16 protein-coding genes are annotated in these 15777 nt (G+C 34.4%); 14 read left to right on the top strand and 2 right to left on the bottom strand.

Going from position 1 to position 15777, the window contains the following annotated elements; translation table 11 throughout:
• A complete protein-coding gene (locus AC1RPU_RS02895) occupies positions 1–654 on the top strand; it encodes an ABC transporter permease (RefSeq protein WP_481761252.1) in 654 nt (217 codons plus the stop codon).
• Positions 655–695: 41 nt separating this feature from the next.
• On the opposite strand, the gene AC1RPU_RS02890 is transcribed toward AC1RPU_RS02895, so the two are convergent.
• On the bottom strand, positions 696–1028 hold the full coding sequence (locus tag AC1RPU_RS02890; RefSeq protein WP_409022619.1) for a hypothetical protein: 333 nt from the start codon (positions 1026–1028) through the stop codon (positions 696–698).
• Between the two features lie 180 nt (positions 1029–1208).
• Here AC1RPU_RS02890 and gmk point away from each other — a divergent pair, with 180 nt between their 5' ends.
• From gmk to AC1RPU_RS02835, 11 genes are all read left to right on the top strand, one after another.
• Positions 1209–1829 (top strand): guanylate kinase, encoded by a 621-nt coding sequence (gmk, locus tag AC1RPU_RS02885; RefSeq protein ID WP_481761253.1) that lies wholly within the window; start codon positions 1209–1211, stop codon positions 1827–1829.
• Complete coding sequence (gene rpoZ, locus AC1RPU_RS02880; protein ID WP_409022617.1) at positions 1826–2041, top strand: DNA-directed RNA polymerase subunit omega; 216 nt, start codon at positions 1826–1828, stop codon at positions 2039–2041. Before gmk ends, rpoZ begins: the two co-directional genes overlap by 4 nt.
• A gap of 113 nt (positions 2042–2154) precedes the next feature.
• Positions 2155–3357: a bifunctional phosphopantothenoylcysteine decarboxylase/phosphopantothenate--cysteine ligase CoaBC gene (gene coaBC / locus AC1RPU_RS02875; RefSeq protein ID WP_481761254.1), complete on the top strand. Its 1203-nt coding sequence runs from the start codon at positions 2155–2157 to the stop codon at positions 3355–3357.
• Between the two features lie 30 nt (positions 3358–3387).
• Entirely contained in the window at positions 3388–5808 is a 2421-nt protein-coding gene (gene priA / locus AC1RPU_RS02870) for a primosomal protein N' (RefSeq protein ID WP_481761255.1), read from the top strand.
• A gap of 14 nt (positions 5809–5822) precedes the next feature.
• Positions 5823–6770: a methionyl-tRNA formyltransferase gene (gene fmt / locus AC1RPU_RS02865; protein WP_481761256.1), complete on the top strand. Its 948-nt coding sequence runs from the start codon at positions 5823–5825 to the stop codon at positions 6768–6770.
• The gene (gene rsmB / locus AC1RPU_RS02860; protein ID WP_481761257.1) at positions 6767–8119 is read left to right on the top strand and encodes a 16S rRNA (cytosine(967)-C(5))-methyltransferase RsmB; all 1353 of its coding nucleotides are present in this window, start codon (positions 6767–6769) and stop codon (positions 8117–8119) included. Before fmt ends, rsmB begins: the two co-directional genes overlap by 4 nt.
• A gap of 15 nt (positions 8120–8134) precedes the next feature.
• A complete protein-coding gene (locus AC1RPU_RS02855; RefSeq protein WP_481761258.1) occupies positions 8135–8875 on the top strand; it encodes a Stp1/IreP family PP2C-type Ser/Thr phosphatase in 741 nt (246 codons plus the stop codon).
• The gene (gene pknB / locus AC1RPU_RS02850; protein ID WP_481761259.1) at positions 8875–10887 is read left to right on the top strand and encodes a Stk1 family PASTA domain-containing Ser/Thr kinase; all 2013 of its coding nucleotides are present in this window, start codon (positions 8875–8877) and stop codon (positions 10885–10887) included. Before AC1RPU_RS02855 ends, pknB begins: the two co-directional genes overlap by 1 nt.
• A gap of 103 nt (positions 10888–10990) precedes the next feature.
• Entirely contained in the window at positions 10991–11878 is an 888-nt protein-coding gene (rsgA, locus tag AC1RPU_RS02845) for a ribosome small subunit-dependent GTPase A (RefSeq protein ID WP_481761260.1), read from the top strand.
• Between the two features lie 10 nt (positions 11879–11888).
• Positions 11889–12539, top strand: coding sequence for a ribulose-phosphate 3-epimerase (rpe, locus tag AC1RPU_RS02840; protein WP_409022609.1), 651 nt, complete (start codon positions 11889–11891; stop codon positions 12537–12539).
• Positions 12536–13189, top strand: coding sequence for a thiamine diphosphokinase (locus AC1RPU_RS02835; protein WP_481761261.1), 654 nt, complete (start codon positions 12536–12538; stop codon positions 13187–13189). Before rpe ends, AC1RPU_RS02835 begins: the two co-directional genes overlap by 4 nt.
• 47 nt (positions 13190–13236) lie before the next feature.
• On the opposite strand, the gene rpmB is transcribed toward AC1RPU_RS02835, so the two are convergent.
• Positions 13237–13422: a 50S ribosomal protein L28 gene (rpmB, locus tag AC1RPU_RS02830; RefSeq protein WP_057973454.1), complete on the bottom strand. Its 186-nt coding sequence runs from the start codon at positions 13420–13422 to the stop codon at positions 13237–13239.
• 239 nt (positions 13423–13661) lie between these two features.
• Here rpmB and AC1RPU_RS02825 point away from each other — a divergent pair, with 239 nt between their 5' ends.
• Positions 13662–14024, top strand: a complete 363-nt coding sequence (locus tag AC1RPU_RS02825) for an Asp23/Gls24 family envelope stress response protein (RefSeq protein WP_057973455.1) — start codon at positions 13662–13664, stop codon at positions 14022–14024.
• 39 nt (positions 14025–14063) lie between these two features.
• Positions 14064–15746 carry a DAK2 domain-containing protein gene (locus AC1RPU_RS02820; RefSeq protein ID WP_481761262.1) on the top strand — a complete coding sequence of 561 codons (1683 nt, stop codon included), beginning with the start codon at positions 14064–14066 and terminating at the stop codon, positions 15744–15746.
• Positions 15747–15777: the final 31 nt, after the last annotated feature.

Here is a 15777-nt window from a genome sequence, read left to right as displayed (position 1 = left end):
ATGAATACTTTTGATCAATTGATGTCTTATTTTAGTAATAATGGGTTATATGTTTTACAAGAATTTACAAGACATTTTTTAATTTCAATATATGGTGTGATAATTGCTGCAATTATTGGGATTCCAATCGGAATTTTTATCTCAAAACATCATAGATTGAGCGATGTAGCAATAGGTGCTGCTAATGTTATTCAAACTGTACCATCATTAGCAATGTTATCTATTATTATGTTGGGACTAGGTTTAGGTGTTAATACAGTTATTGTAACTGTTGCACTTTACTCACTATTACCTATTTTAAAAAATACGTATTCAGGGATGATTAATGTTGATCCTGGCGTTCTTGATTCTGGTAAAGGGATGGGAATGACGAGACTTCAAATCCTTTATATGATTGAGTTACCGTTATCATTATCAGTTATCATGGCCGGAATTAGAAATGCATTAGTTGTTGCAATTGGTATTACAGCAATTGGTTCATTTATTGGTGCAGGTGGACTTGGAGATATTATTATCCGAGGAACAAATGCAACTGATGGAGCAGCTATTATTTTAGCTGGTGCATTGCCAACAGCTCTAATGGCCGTTATTGCTGATGCAATTTTGGCACTTATTCAAAGAAAATTTGATCCAACAACAATTAAACGTAAATAAAAAAATGGTCATTTTCTAGTTGTTATAGAAAGTGACCATTTTTATATTGAATCGATTAAAGCGATATAACGGAGTTGATTATCAGTAAGAAGGTAAGTGATATTCGTATATTGCGTTTTAAATATTAATTGATTAGAACCAGAACGTCGGTGTAAGGTACCACGAAGTTCTTGGAATTCTTTTTGAAATCCAGTTGGATTTAATTGTAAAATAATTGTTTTTTTCATTTTTAAAACTTTTTCTGTAAAGAGTGCTAATTGAAATTGAGGCATTTGTGGTCTTAAAATAAAGTCATCTAAATCAAAAATTTTATGATATGAATATTGTAGTGTTGAGCCAATAGTTTGAATTGTTGTTTGTTGTTTATTTTGCATAATAAAGTTCCTCCCCGAACGTTTGTTTGTATTTTCATTATACGAACAAACGTTCGGTAAAGCAAGTGTTAATTTATAATATATTTAAAAGATGACAACAGCGCATAAAAAGCTTGAATAATAGCCGTAAAAAGTGCATACTATTTATTAATACTTATCTTAGAGGAGTTTACAAATTTAATGGCTAATCGTGGAATGTTGATCGTACTATCTGGTCCATCAGGGGTCGGTAAAGGAACCGTAAGAAAAGCAATTTTTGACCAAGCTGACAATAAGTTTCTTTATTCAATTTCAATGACCACTCGTAAAATGCGAGAAGGCGAAGTTGATGGTGTTGACTATCATTTTGTATCAAAAGAAGAATTTGAGAATGAAATTTCAACGGGCGGTATGTTAGAATACGCCAAGTATGTTGACAATTACTATGGAACACCGTTAAAATATGTAAATAAGATGCTTGACGCTGGTCAAGATGTCTTTCTTGAAATTGAAGTACAAGGTGCTATGCAAGTTCGAGAAAAAATTTCTGATGGTTTATTTATTTTCTTAACGCCACCTGATTTGATGGAATTAAGACAAAGAATTACAGGACGTGGAACGGATGATTCTGCAACTATTGATAAACGAATGACAAAAGCCATTGGTGAGATTGATATGATGCAGAATTACGATTACGCGGTTGTTAATGATGAAATAAATGATGCTGTTGAAAAAATTCAAACGATTATTAAAGCTGAACGTTGGCGTGTAAAACGATTTTTACCTGACTATAGAAAACAATTAGGAGATGTATTTAAATGATTTTATATCCTTCAGTAGATGACTTATTGAAACAAGTAGATTCAAGATACTCATTAATTATGTTAGCAAGTAAACGTGCCCATGAATTAGATGCTGGCGCTCTACCAATGCTTTCTAATTACAAATCAAAAAAGAATGTTGGACGTGCTTTGGAAGAAGTTGTTACTGGTGATTTAATTATTGATCCAGTTGAAAAAGAAGATATTCGTTAATCTGATTAAATGAAAAGGAGTTAAGACAAGCTAATTGTCCTAACTCCTATTTTATTTCTTAGAAAATTGATACAATAGAGAATAGAATAAATTCGGTATGGGGGCGACATGAAATGACACTTGAAAATAAAAAAATCGGTCTTGTTGTAACAGGTGGTATTGCAGCGTATAAAAGTTTGGGATTAGTCCGAGCACTAATTAAACAAGGTGCTAGCGTTCGAGTTGCGATGACCAAAGCTGCAACTGAATTTGTAACACCCTTGAGTTTTGAAACGTTGAGTAAAAATAGGGTGTTAACTGATTTATTTTCAGGAAAAGAGTCTGAGCATGTTGCACATATTGAATTTGCAGACTGGGCAGAATTAATGGTTATTGCACCAGCGACAGCAAACATTATCGCAAAAATGGCCAATGGTATCGCAGATGATTTTGTTTCAACCACTTTATTAGCAACTGAGGCACAAAAAATTGTTGTGCCCGCAATGAATGAACATATGCTAATGAATTCTGCTACACAACGTAATCTTAAATTTTTAGGACGAAATAACATTCAGATTATTGAACCAGAAATAGGCTTTTTAGCAGAAGGTTATTCAGGTAAGGGACGTTTTCCCGAATTAAATGTGATAATGTCAGTTATTCAAACTTCCTTTGAGGATAGTGACAAACCATTAGAAGGTAAAAATGTCTTAGTGACAGCTGGTGGTACACGAGAACGAATCGATCCAGTTCGTTTTATCGCTAATGATTCTTCTGGTAAAATGGGTTTCGCAATTGCGATTGAAGCGCAAAAGTTAGGTGCTAATGTCACCTTAATTAGCGGAATAAGCCAGTTGCCAGACCCAATTGGCGTGACAACAATTAGAGTTACAACTGCGTTAGAGTTATCTGAAGCTATCAATAAGCGATTTGATGACCAAAATATTTTGATAATGGCAGCAGCTGTTTCAGATTATCGTGTACAAAATGTTGCAGATCAGAAAATAAAAAAAGCTGAATCTACTTTAACGTTAATATTAGAAAAAAATCCAGATATTTTAAAACATTTGGGCCAAATTAAGCAAAATCAGTATTTAGTCGGATTTGCTGCGGAAACCCAAAACGGACTAGAAAATGCACAAGAAAAATTAGAAAAGAAAAATTTAGATTTATTGGTTTTAAATGATGTCTCAAATTCTGCCATTGGATTTAATAGCAATGATAATGAGGTAACACTGCTTAGACCAAACAGAAAAAATGATTTCATAAAGCAAACAAGTAAAAAGCAAATTGCTAAGGAATTATTAGCTACTATTATAAGCGATGTAGTAAAATAAGCAGTTAATTAAATGAAAGGAGGTTTCAGTATGTCACAATATGCAAAAATTATCGTTGATGTTCCTACGATGCAAACGGACCAGCCATATACGTATTCAATCCCAGCAGTATTAACAAATCAGATTGAGATTGGCATGCGGGTTATTGTACCATTTGGGAATGGTAAACGATTGGTTCAAGGATTTGTAATTGATCTTTTTGATAAGAATGAGTTCGATGGTCATGTAAAAGATATTCAATCAGTCGTTGATTTAAGACCTGTTGTGAATACTGAATTATTAGACTTATCTGAGTGGATAGCTAATGAAACCTTTTCCTTCCGTATAACTGCCTTACAAATGGTTTTACCGAGTGTCATGCGTGCAACCTATAAAAAGCGAGTTCGTTTAATTGACGAAATTGATGAAGATTTACAAGATAAATTATTTCAAGGTCAAGATTCTATTGAATTTGATCCAGAACATATGGATGCTCAAATAATTAAAGAATTATTACAACTTACCAAGGCTGAAAAGGCTGAGATGATTTATGAAGTTGGCAATAAAGCTAAAGTTAAAATGCAAATATCAATCCAACCAAAACTTGGATTCGAAGCATATGAAAATATTCGAAGTGGTTTACGTAAAAATGCTAAACAACAGCACTTATTGATTGACTATCTACAATCACTCACTGAAGATAGCTTGATTCCTCAGAAACAAGTTGTTGAGGAAATAGGCGTGACACCTGCAACAATTACAGCTGGAGCAAAAAATGGTTGGCTTGAAAAAGTTGAGACTGAGGTATATCGGGACCCATATAAAGACACAATTATTGAGCCAACCAATATGCAAGAATTAACCTCAGATCAAGAGGTTGCGGTGCTAGCTGTCGATGAGGCTATTAAAAGTGGAACTAATACAACATTTTTACTTCAAGGTGTGACGGGGAGTGGGAAAACAGAAGTTTATTTGCAGACAATCGCAAAAGCGCTAGAACTTAGAAAAACAGCTTTGATGCTTGTACCAGAAATAGCTTTGACACCCCAAATGGTTAAGCGAGTTAAATCACGATTTGGTAATCTAGTTGCGGTCCTGCATAGCGGTTTGTCTGACGGTGAGCGTTATGATGAATGGCGCCGGATTGAGCGTAAAGAAGCGCAAGTAGTTGTCGGTGCACGTTCAGCCGTTTTTGCACCATTAGATAATATTGGCGTTATTATTGTTGATGAAGAGCATGAATCGAGCTATAAACAAGATGAAACACCAAGGTATCATGCAAGGGATGTTGTTCTTTGGAGAAGTAAAAGACATCAGTGTCCTGTCATATTGGGTAGTGCAACACCATCCCTCGAATCTCGTGCTAGAGCTCAAAAAGGCGTGTATGAGTGGTTACAATTACCTCAACGTATAAATGGTCATCCCATGCCAGAAGTTACGCTAATTGATATGAGAGAAGAAATGAAAAAGACTGGTGAGAGTAATTTTTCTGAGCCACTTAGACATGAAATTACTAAGCGCCTTGAGAAAAATGAACAGACTGTTTTAATGTTAAATCGTCGTGGGTTTTCATCTTTCGTAATGTGCCGAGATTGTGGATTCGTGCTACCTTGTCCTAACTGTGATACTTCTTTAACATTGCATATGGATACTCATACAATGAAATGTCATTATTGTGGACATGAAGAAGGTATTCCTAAAACTTGTCCTAACTGTCATAGTCGAAAAATTAGATATTATGGTACAGGTACGCAAAAAGTTGAAGAAGAACTTAAAACGTTATATCCAGAGGCTAAAATTTTACGAATGGACGTTGATACGACACGTAAAAAAGGCGCACACGAAAAAATCCTAGCTAAATTTGGCGCAAAAGAAGCTGATATTTTATTGGGTACACAAATGATTGCGAAAGGGTTAGACTTTCCTGATGTGACGTTAGTTGGCGTTCTTAATGCAGATACAGCACTTAGTTTGCCTGATTTTAGATCAAGTGAAAGAACGTTCCAATTATTAACCCAAGTGAGCGGTCGAGCTGGTCGAGCTGAAAAAGAAGGACATGTTATTATCCAAACTTTTAATCCAGATCACTACGCGATTCAATATGCGAAGCATCATGACTATGAATCATTTTATAAAAAAGAAATGTCAGTTCGACATATGGAAAATTATCCACCATATTATTATACAATTCAGCTCACTGCTAGTTATACGGATGAGGCTGGAGCAGCGAAAAAAATGTTAGAAGCAGTTCAATTTTTAAAACCAGTGTTATCAAAGAATGCGATTATTCTTGGACCAACACCAAAATCAATTATGCGTGTTAATAATCGTTTTTATTATCAAGTGGTTATTAAGTATAAATCAGAAGGTCAATTAAAAGAACGACTAAGAGAGTTAATGACTAAATCTCAAGCCGAAGTTCGAAAAGGTTTAAAATTAACGATTGATTCTGAACCAGTAAACTTTATTTAAATTAAGGAGATATTATGACGTCAATTGTATTTATGGGAACACCAGAATTTTCAGCTCCAATTTTAGAAAGTTTAATTGAAAACGGCTATGACGTGAAAGCTGTTATGACACAACCAGATCGAATGGTTGGGCGAAAACGTATTTTAACGCAATCACCAGTAAAACAAGTTGCAGTAAAACATGGTATTGAGGTATTACAACCAGAAAAATTAAGTGGCAGCGATGAAATGGCCAAAGTAATTGCAATGGCACCCGATTTTTTGGTAACTGCAGCATTTGGACAATTTTTACCAACAAAATTATTAGAATCTGCTAAAATTGGTGCAATAAACGTCCATGGTTCACTATTACCTAAATATCGTGGTGGCGCACCAATTCAATATGCTATTATGAATGGTGAACAAGAAACAGGTATTACCATTATTTATATGGTTAAAAAAATGGATGCTGGAAATATTATTAGCCGTCGTGCAATTAAAATTGAAAATAATGATGATACTGGTTCAATGTTTGAAAAATTAAGTTTATTAGGTAAGGAACTATTACTTGAAACATTACCAAAACTAATTGATGGTACAAGTGAATCAACACCACAAAATGAAGATAAAGTAACCTTTTCACCTACCATTAAACCAGAAGAAGAAGCCCTTGATTTTTCAAAAACGGCTAATGAAATAGACTGGAAAATTCGTAGCTTAAGACCGGTACCTGGTGCATATACGATTTTAAAGGGTAAGAGAACTAAAATATGGGATATAACTGTACTAGATAAAAAAACTATTTTATCTGCTGGAAAAGTAGTTGAAGTAGCTAAAAAATCACTTGAAATTGCTTGTGGTGATGGGACCGTATTAGCTATTAATTCGCTTCAACCAGATGGTAAATCAAAACAAACCATTGTCGACTACCTAAACGGTAGTGGGCAAGGAATAAAAGAAGGACAACAGGTGATTGATGTATGACAACTGATTTAAAAACGACACCCCGATTCTTAGCAGTTGATCTTTTAACAAGAGTTGCTAAACAAGGGACGTATTCAAATATTGCGTTGAACCAAGTGATTAAGAATAATCATATGGAAGTTCGGGATGCTCATTTATTAACACAACTAGTTTACGGTGTTATCCAAAGACGTCTCACTTTAGAATATTGGTTGGCACCATTTGTTAAAAATCCTAGCAAAATGGATAATTGGGTTCAAGAATTACTATTGAGTGCCATTTATCAGATGCATTATCTTGATAAAATTCCAACTCGCGCAATTTTTAATGAATCAATTGAAATTGCAAAACGAAAAGGCCATGCAGGTACGCGTAAATTTGTTACTGGTGTTTTACATGCAATTGAGCGTGAAGGTATCCGTCCTGTTTCTGAAATTAAAGATGATATTGAACGTTTGAGTATTGAAAGTAGTACACCAGTTTGGTTGGTAAACGAATTAATTAAACAAGTAGGCTTAGAAAAAGCGACACATTTGTTGGCTTCAATCAATGAAGCACCTGATCAATCTGTTAGAGTAAATACAGCTAAAGCAACTGTCGAAGAAGTCATTGAAAAAATGGAAAATGAAGGCTTTGAGGTGAAACGTAGTCAAGTTTCACCAGTTGGGTTATTAGTGACTAATGGATTTGCTCCTGATAGTGGCGTTTATCACGATGGGTTAATTACGATTCAAGATGAAAGTGCAATGTTAGTTGCTGACGCAATGAATATTCAACCAGGTGATAAAGTTTTAGATGCATGTGCCGCACCAGGTGGAAAAACAACCCATATTGCATCATTCCTAGATGAAACTTTATTTGGTGAAGTTGTAGGGTTAGATATTCATGCACACAAAGTTAAATTAATCGGTGATAATGCTAAACGTTTAGGTTTATCTAGTGTTGTTGAGGAGATGGTATTAGATGCACGTTTAATTTCAGAAGAATTTGATAATGAATATTTTGATTCAATTCTTGTTGATGCACCTTGTTCTGGAATTGGATTATTACGTCGTAAACCAGAAATTAAATATGAAAAAACATTAGCTGATTCAAATAATTTACAAAAAATTCAATTAGCTATTTTAGACAAAGTGGCACCAACTTTGAAAAAAGGTGGTCGCTTAACTTATAGTACATGTACTATTTTAGATATTGAAAATAAGGATGTTGTTAACCAGTTTGTTGAAACTCATCCTGAATTTAAAGTGATTGAAACGCCAACTGCTTTGGCATTAAAAGAAAATAGAGACGATAAAGAATTAACTATTTATCCGGATGATTATCATTCAGATGGATTTTTCATTACATGTTTAGAAAAACAACTTTAGACTCGAGGTGTAAGAATGAAAGTTGCCTATCAAACAGATGTAGGTAGTGTCAGAGAAAATAATGAAGATTACGTCGGTGTCTTTCACAATAAAAGTGGTATTTCTTTTGTGATGGTTGCAGATGGTATCGGTGGTCATTTGGGCGGAGATGTTGCTTCAGAAATGGCCGTTTCACACATGGGATTTCGATTTGAAGGAACTAATTTTAGCCAGCCCAGTGATGCAATTAAATGGATAACCAAAGAAGTAGAGATGGAAAATAAACAAATTATTGAAAAGTCTAATCAATATGAAGATCTTTCAGGTATGGGCACAACAATGGTATGTGCCATATTCTTTGAAGAAAAATATATTGTTGCCAATATTGGTGATAGCCGAGGATACTTATTACGTGACAAAGAACTTTATCAATTAACTGAAGATCATTCAGTAGTGAATGAATTAATTAAGCGTGGCGAACTAACCGTAGAAGATGCTAAAAATTATCCGCAAAAGAATATGATTACAAGAAGTTTAGGTATCTCGTCAGATGCTGATGCTGATATTGCGGTTAATGATTCTGAGTCGGGTGATTTATTATTATTATGCACAGATGGCTTAACTAATATGGTCTCTGATGATGAAATCAAGACGGTCTTAAAAAATACTACAACTGTTGAAGAAAAAGGCTCGGAATTAATTAGATTGGCCAATAAGGCAGGCGGATTAGATAACATTACCGCACTCCTGGTTAGCAATGATCGGGGGATAGTGTAATGAAACCTGATACAATTTTTAATGAACGTTATAAAATAATAAATTCATTAGGCGAAGGTGGCATGGCAAATGTCTATCTTGCGACTGATTTAATTTTGGATCGACCAGTAGCTGTTAAAGTATTGCGAGTCGATTTAAGGGATGATCAAGATACTGTTAGACGTTTTAAACGTGAGGCATTGGCAACAACTGAATTGGTTCATCCAAATATTGTGAATGTTTATGATGTCGGTGAAGTAGACGGACTGCAATTTATGGTCATGGAATATGTGCCGGGACATGATTTAAAAACATATATAGCAAAAAGGTTCCCAATTCCATATCAAGTTGTGATTGATATTATGACTCAAATTTTATCAGCTGTAGAAGTAGCACATGATCACAGTATTATTCATCGTGATTTAAAACCACAAAATATTTTAATAGATGCAGATGGTAATGCTAAAATTACAGATTTTGGTATTGCTGTGGCATTGGCTGATCATTCGTTAACACAAACTAATACTTTATTGGGTTCTGTTCATTATCTTTCGCCAGAACAGGCTAGAGGTAGCATGGCAACAAAACAATCTGATATCTATTCGCTTGGTATTATTTTGTATGAAATGTTAACTGGGCGAGTTCCTTTTGAAGGTGAAACAGCTGTTTCAATTGCCCTAAAACATTTTCAAAGTGATGTGCCATCTGTTCGGGAATTTGATCCTAATATTCCGCAGTCTCTTGAAAATGTTGTTTTACAAGCAACAAGTAAAGTACCGCGAGATAGGTTCCAATCTGCTGGAGAAATGTCAATTGCTTTGCGAGAATCTTTGGCTAAAAAAAATGTGGCAAAGTGGCAGCCTGAAGAGGTTATCAGTGGTGAAACTAAAGTATTGCCGGTATTTGATAAGCAGACTGTAGAAACACTTAGTCCGAATCAGGAACCAGATGTAAAAAAAGATACGAAAAAGAAAATGAGTCGTCGTAAAAAATGGACTATCGGCGCAATCATTTTTGCTTTTGTCGCTCTTATTCTGGGTGGTGCGATTCTTGCAATGAGTTCACCAAAAGAAGTTAAGGTCCCTGATTTAAGCGGAATGACAGTTAGTGAAGCAAAATCAAATTTAGCAGACAAAAATTTGAAACTTGGTAAAATTACTCGAACAAATAGTGAAACCGTTGATAGTGGTAATATCATTAATTCAACACCTAAGAAGAATGAAATAATTCGAGAAAAAAATCAGGTTGATGTAATGGTATCAAAGGGAAAAGCTAAGATAACAATCGAGAATTACGTTGGTAGTAATTATGAGGATGTTAAAACAACGTTAGAAAATGATGGCTTTAAAGTTGAAAAAGAAACGGAAGAGTCAGAATCTGTGACTGAAAATGAAATTATGGCGCAAGATGTCACAGCGGGTGATAAGGTAGTTCCGAGTGATACAGTGATTACATTGACAGTTAGTTCAGGTCCTAAAGTGTATACACTTAGAGATTTAACAGGATATACAAGAAAAAGTGTTCAGGATTATACAAGCGAATTAGGTGGTAATCTGACAATTAGCGAGGCCTACTCAGATTCAGTTGACAAAGGTCAAGTTATTAAACAATCACCAGCAGAAGGAAGCTCTTTTTCTAAAGGTGATCGATTATCAGTTGTTATTTCTAAAGGAAAAAAAGTCACAACTGATGAATTTACCAGGACTATATCTGTTCCATTCAAATCAATTGTGTCAGAAAGTTCAAGTTCAGTTGATGAAGAAAAAGATACGGATGAGGACAAAGACTCGTCGTCAGATGATAGTTCCAGCTCTAGTTCAAGTTCTTCAGAATCAAAAGCAGATGAAAATGCTATTGAAATTTATATTGAAGACAAAACACATAACATTGATGATATTTATGAACGGAAAACAATTACAAAAGATACTGATTTTAAATTATCATTTGTTTTAGATTCTGGAAAAGCAGGAAAATATAAAATTTTGCGTGATGGTGAAGTAATTGCGGAAAATGATAATGTAACTAAAAATTAAATAAAAGATGTGGTAAAATTAGATTAGAGGGTAAACTTCTAATCTATTTTTTAATTAATCATATAAAACGGTTACATGAGTCCAGTTAAAGGAGGTTAATTTATTGGTAACAGGTCAGATTAGACAATCATTAAGTGGCTTTTACGACGTTGATGTCGAAGGCGAAACTTATCGAACAAGGGCTCGAGGTAATTTTAGAAATTCTAACCAGGCACCACTAGTTGGCGATTGGGTTGACTTCAAAGCTGAAAATAAAAAAGAAGGCTATATTCTTAATATTCATGATCGAGAAAACAGCTTAATTCGACCACCAGTAGCTAATATTGATGAAGCAATTGTTGTAACGTCATGTGTTGAACCAGCATTTTCAAGCAATCTATTAGATAGACAATTAATTATGCTAGAATCGCATCATGTTAAGCCAGTCTTATACTTTTCAAAGGGCGATTTAATTCCTGAAGAGAAAGTAGTTGAAATAAGCAGTATTATTGAAGCTTATAGTCAAATCTATCCAACATTTTTTCCATTTGGTAAAAATGAAGATGTTGTGGTTAAAGAATTACAAGATACCTTTCCGGGTAAAATTGCAGTCGTAATGGGTCAGACTGGTGCAGGAAAATCAACATTACTAAATAAAATTATGCCAGAGTTGGAGTTGCAGACGGCTGAGATATCAAAAGCCTTACATCGTGGTAAACATACTACTCGTAAGGTAACATTAATGCCTATTGCAGGTGGGCTAATTGCTGATACACCTGGATTTTCTTCTTTTGATTTATTTGATATGTCAAAAGAAGAGTTACCAAAGTTATTTCCAGAATTAAATGAACTATCTGTTGGCTGTAAATTTAGAGGTTGTTTGCATATTAAGGAGCCTAAATGTGCAGTTAAAGCAGCACTTGAACAAGGTAATTTATTACAGAGTCGGTACAAAAATTATTTACAATTTAATCAATTAATTGTTGATCAAAAACCAAACTATAAGAAATGAGATGACCAAAATGAAATTATCACCTTCTATTTTAAGCGCTAATTTTGCAAACTTGGAAAAGGATATTAAAGTTGTTGATCAAGCTGGTGCAGAATATTTACATATTGATATTATGGATGGCCATTTTGTGCCTAATTTAACTTTTGGTGCAAACGTCGTTGAAGCAATTAGACCATTAACAAAAATGGTTTTGGATTGTCATTTGATGGTAGAAAATCCAGAATCTTATATTGAAGAATTTGCTGCGGCAGGTGCTGATATTATTGGGGTTCATGTTGAATCAACTCCCCATATTTTTGGTGTTATTCAACATATTAAAAAATTAGGTGTGAAAGCTGAAGTGGTTATTAACCCAGGAACATCCCTAGAGACAATTAAACAAATTTTGCCACTTGTTGATCAAGTATTAGTGATGACTGTTAACCCTGGATTTGGGGGACAATCATTTATTCCAGAAATGAAACGTAAAATTGACCAATTAGACCGTATCAAACAAGTTCAAAATTATGATTTTGATATTGAAGTTGATGGTGGTGTTAATGATCAAACGATTAAGGAATGTCTTGATAGTGGTGCAACAGTCGCAGTAGCTGGTTCATACATCTACAATAGTGATAATCCAACTGAACAAATTAATAAGTTAAGAGAAGCAACCAAATGAAACTCAATATCTTAGTCGGTGGACCTAAGGAACAGTGGCCTAAGGAATTAGTGGATGGTAACGTTCGTGGACCGTGGATTGGTGTTGACAGAGGTGCATTGCGATTAATAAAACTAGGTATTACACCTGAGCTATCGATTGGTGATTTCGATTCAATGACTGAAAGTGAATTTAATTTAGTATCTAATCATAGTAAAAAAATTAAAATAGCTAATCCTGAAAAAGATGATACAGATACTGAATTTGCTTTGAGAGAAGCCATATCTGAATTTGAGTTTGATTCAGTGACGATTTATGGCGCTACAGGTGGTCGAATTGATCATTTATTGGCTAATTTGTTTTTTATTTTTAGAGAGCCATTTAATACAATGTTTGAAAAAATTTGTTTAGTTGATAAACAAAATTCAATTCGATTCTTTAAATCTGGTAAGTATCAGTTAATAAAAGAAGATGATAAAAAATATCTTGCATTTATTCCACTGTCACCAGTTAAAAAATTGAGTTTAATAGATGAGAAGTATACATTGAATCAAATTAATTTTGTGAACCCGATTTCATTAGCAAGTAATGAATTTATGGGGGATACAGGTGAGTTTAGTTTTGAATCTGGTATTATTATTGTGATTCAAAGTCGTGATGACGAAAAATAGAGCAAAAAAAAAGACTTAGCATAAATGCTGAGTCTTTTTAAATTGAATTAAACACGGGTAACTTTACCTGACTTTAAAGCGCGAGCAGATACATAAACTCTTTTAGGTTTACCATCAACTAAGATGCGAACTTTTTGTAAATTAGGTTTCCAGCTACGGTTTGTTTGGTTCAATGCATGAGAACGTTTCTTACCGAAAGTAGTCTTACGTCCTGTAATAAAATCTTTTGCCATATTCATATCCTCCTCTGCAATTCACTTAAAAAGCAAAGCTATGCTTACTTACCTAAACAAAAATATCATATTTAGCCATATAATGCAATACTTTTCTTTCAAGTAAATTTGCTTGACAGCTTGAAATTCCCGAAGGTAGGGGAATAGAATTTTCTTAGATGCTATTTTTCTTTTATTCTACCATATCCTATGATAAAATACTCTTATTGATTGTGTGAAAATATAAGGAGGCTATTCTTATGGCTGTTAAGATCAAAACGCAATTCGGTACGATTGATATTGATAATGAAGTTATTGCGACAGTTGTCGGCGGTGCCGCAACTGAAATTTTTGGGATTGTCGGAATGGCAAGTAAAAACCAAATTCGTGACAATGTGAATGAAATTTTAAGAAGAGATAATTATTCTAGAGGTGTTGTTGTTCGCCAGGAAGATAATGGTGTTGCTATTGATGTCTACATTATTGTTGGCTATGGCACAAAAATATCTGAAGTTTGTCGTAATGTTCAAGAAAAAGTGAAGTATAATTTAGAAACAATGCTAGGTGTATCTGCTAATTCAGTTAACGTGTTAGTACAAGGCGTTCGCGTACTAGGCGATTAGTAACTAGCTATTTTAGTAGTGACCAAGGAGGAAAAAGAAGTGACTGTTACGAAAATTACGGACCAAGAATTTAGAAAAATGGTCCAAATTAGCTCACAACGATTGGCTAAAAATGCCGAATTTATTAATTCATTGAATGTATTTCCAGTGCCAGATGGTGATACAGGTACAAATATGAACCTTTCGTTCGCAAGTGGGGCAAAGTATGTTCAAGATTCACCTTCTGAACATGTTGGTGAACTATCTTCGATTTTAGCTAAAGGTTTACTGATGGGTGCTCGAGGCAACTCAGGCGTTATTTTATCACAAATTTTTAGAGGCTTTTATAAACGGATCCAAGCTAAAGAGGTTTTAACTGCTACTGATTTGTCAGATGCTTTGACAGGTGGCGTAGAAGTCGCGTATAAAGCCGTTATGAAACCAACTGAAGGAACTATTTTAACAGTTGCAAGAGAAGCCGCTAAGGCTGCAAATAAAGCTGCCTCTGAGAGCGATGATGTTATCGTCGTTATGGAAGCAACTTATGTAGCTGCTAAAAAAGCATTAGCAACAACACCGGATTTATTACCTGTTTTAAAAGAGGTTGGTGTTGTTGATTCAGGTGGTCAAGGATTAACATTTGTTTATGAAGGTTTCTTTGATGCCTTAACTGGTAAGGAAACAATTAGTGAAGAATACAAACCAAATGAAAAAGAAATGGATGAAATGGTTAATGCCAGTCACCATCAGAGTGTTCAAAGTAAATTAAGTACTGAAGATATTAAATTTGGTTATTGTACAGAAATCATGCTTAAATTGGGTGCTGGTCGTTTAGTTGATCGTAAATTTGATTATGATGAATTTAGAAATCATTTAAGTGAAATTGGTGATTCTCTTCTTGTTGTGGCCGATGATGAAGTTGTTAAAGTTCACGTACATACAGAAAATCCTGGTGAAGTGATGACTTATGGTCAACATTATGGTTCATTAATCAAAGTTAAGGTTGATAATATGCGTCAACAACATGAGACAATTTTGGAAAATGATGAAGAAGAGACTGAAGAAACAAGTGAAACTGCAGTACCTAGCGAAATTGCAGTTATTTCAATTTCATCTGGTTCTGGTGTTGCGACACTTTTCAAAAGTTTAGGCGTTTCTTATATTTTAAGTGGTGGTCAAACAATGAATCCAAGTACGGAAGATATTGTTAAGGCAATTGAAGCAACTAAAGCTAAAAATGTGATTATTTTACCTAATAATAAAAATATTTTCTTAGCTGCTGAACAAGCTGTTGAAGTTTCAACAGTTCCAACAGTTGTTGTACCAAGTCGTACAATCGCTCAAGGAATGACAGCAATGCTTGGTTTTAATATTGATAGTACATTAGAAGAAAACAAAGATGCTATGATTGAAAACTTGGATACAGTAACTTCTGGTCAAGTAACAATTGCAGTTAGAGATACAACAATTGAAGGTATTGAGATTAAAAAAGATAATTATATGGGTATTATTGATGGTAGCATCAAAGTAACCGATAATGATCGTAAAAAAGTTGCAATTGAAATGACTAAAGAAATGTTGGATGAAGACAGCGAAATTATCACAATTATTGTGGGTGAAGACGGTTCTGAGGACGAAGCTAAAGAAATCGAAGAAGCCATTTATGAAATTGATGAAGATTTAGAAGTCGAAATTCACGAAGGAGACCAACCGGTCTATCCATACCTAATTTCAGTTGAATAAATAGTAAAAAGTAAAGGTGGGATGAGACTAT

This window comes from Dellaglioa sp. CoH-55-MRSF-7 (genome assembly GCF_056782235.1).
The sequence above is the reverse complement of the archived record's forward strand: the minus strand, read 5'-3'. Positions and strand labels throughout refer to the sequence as shown.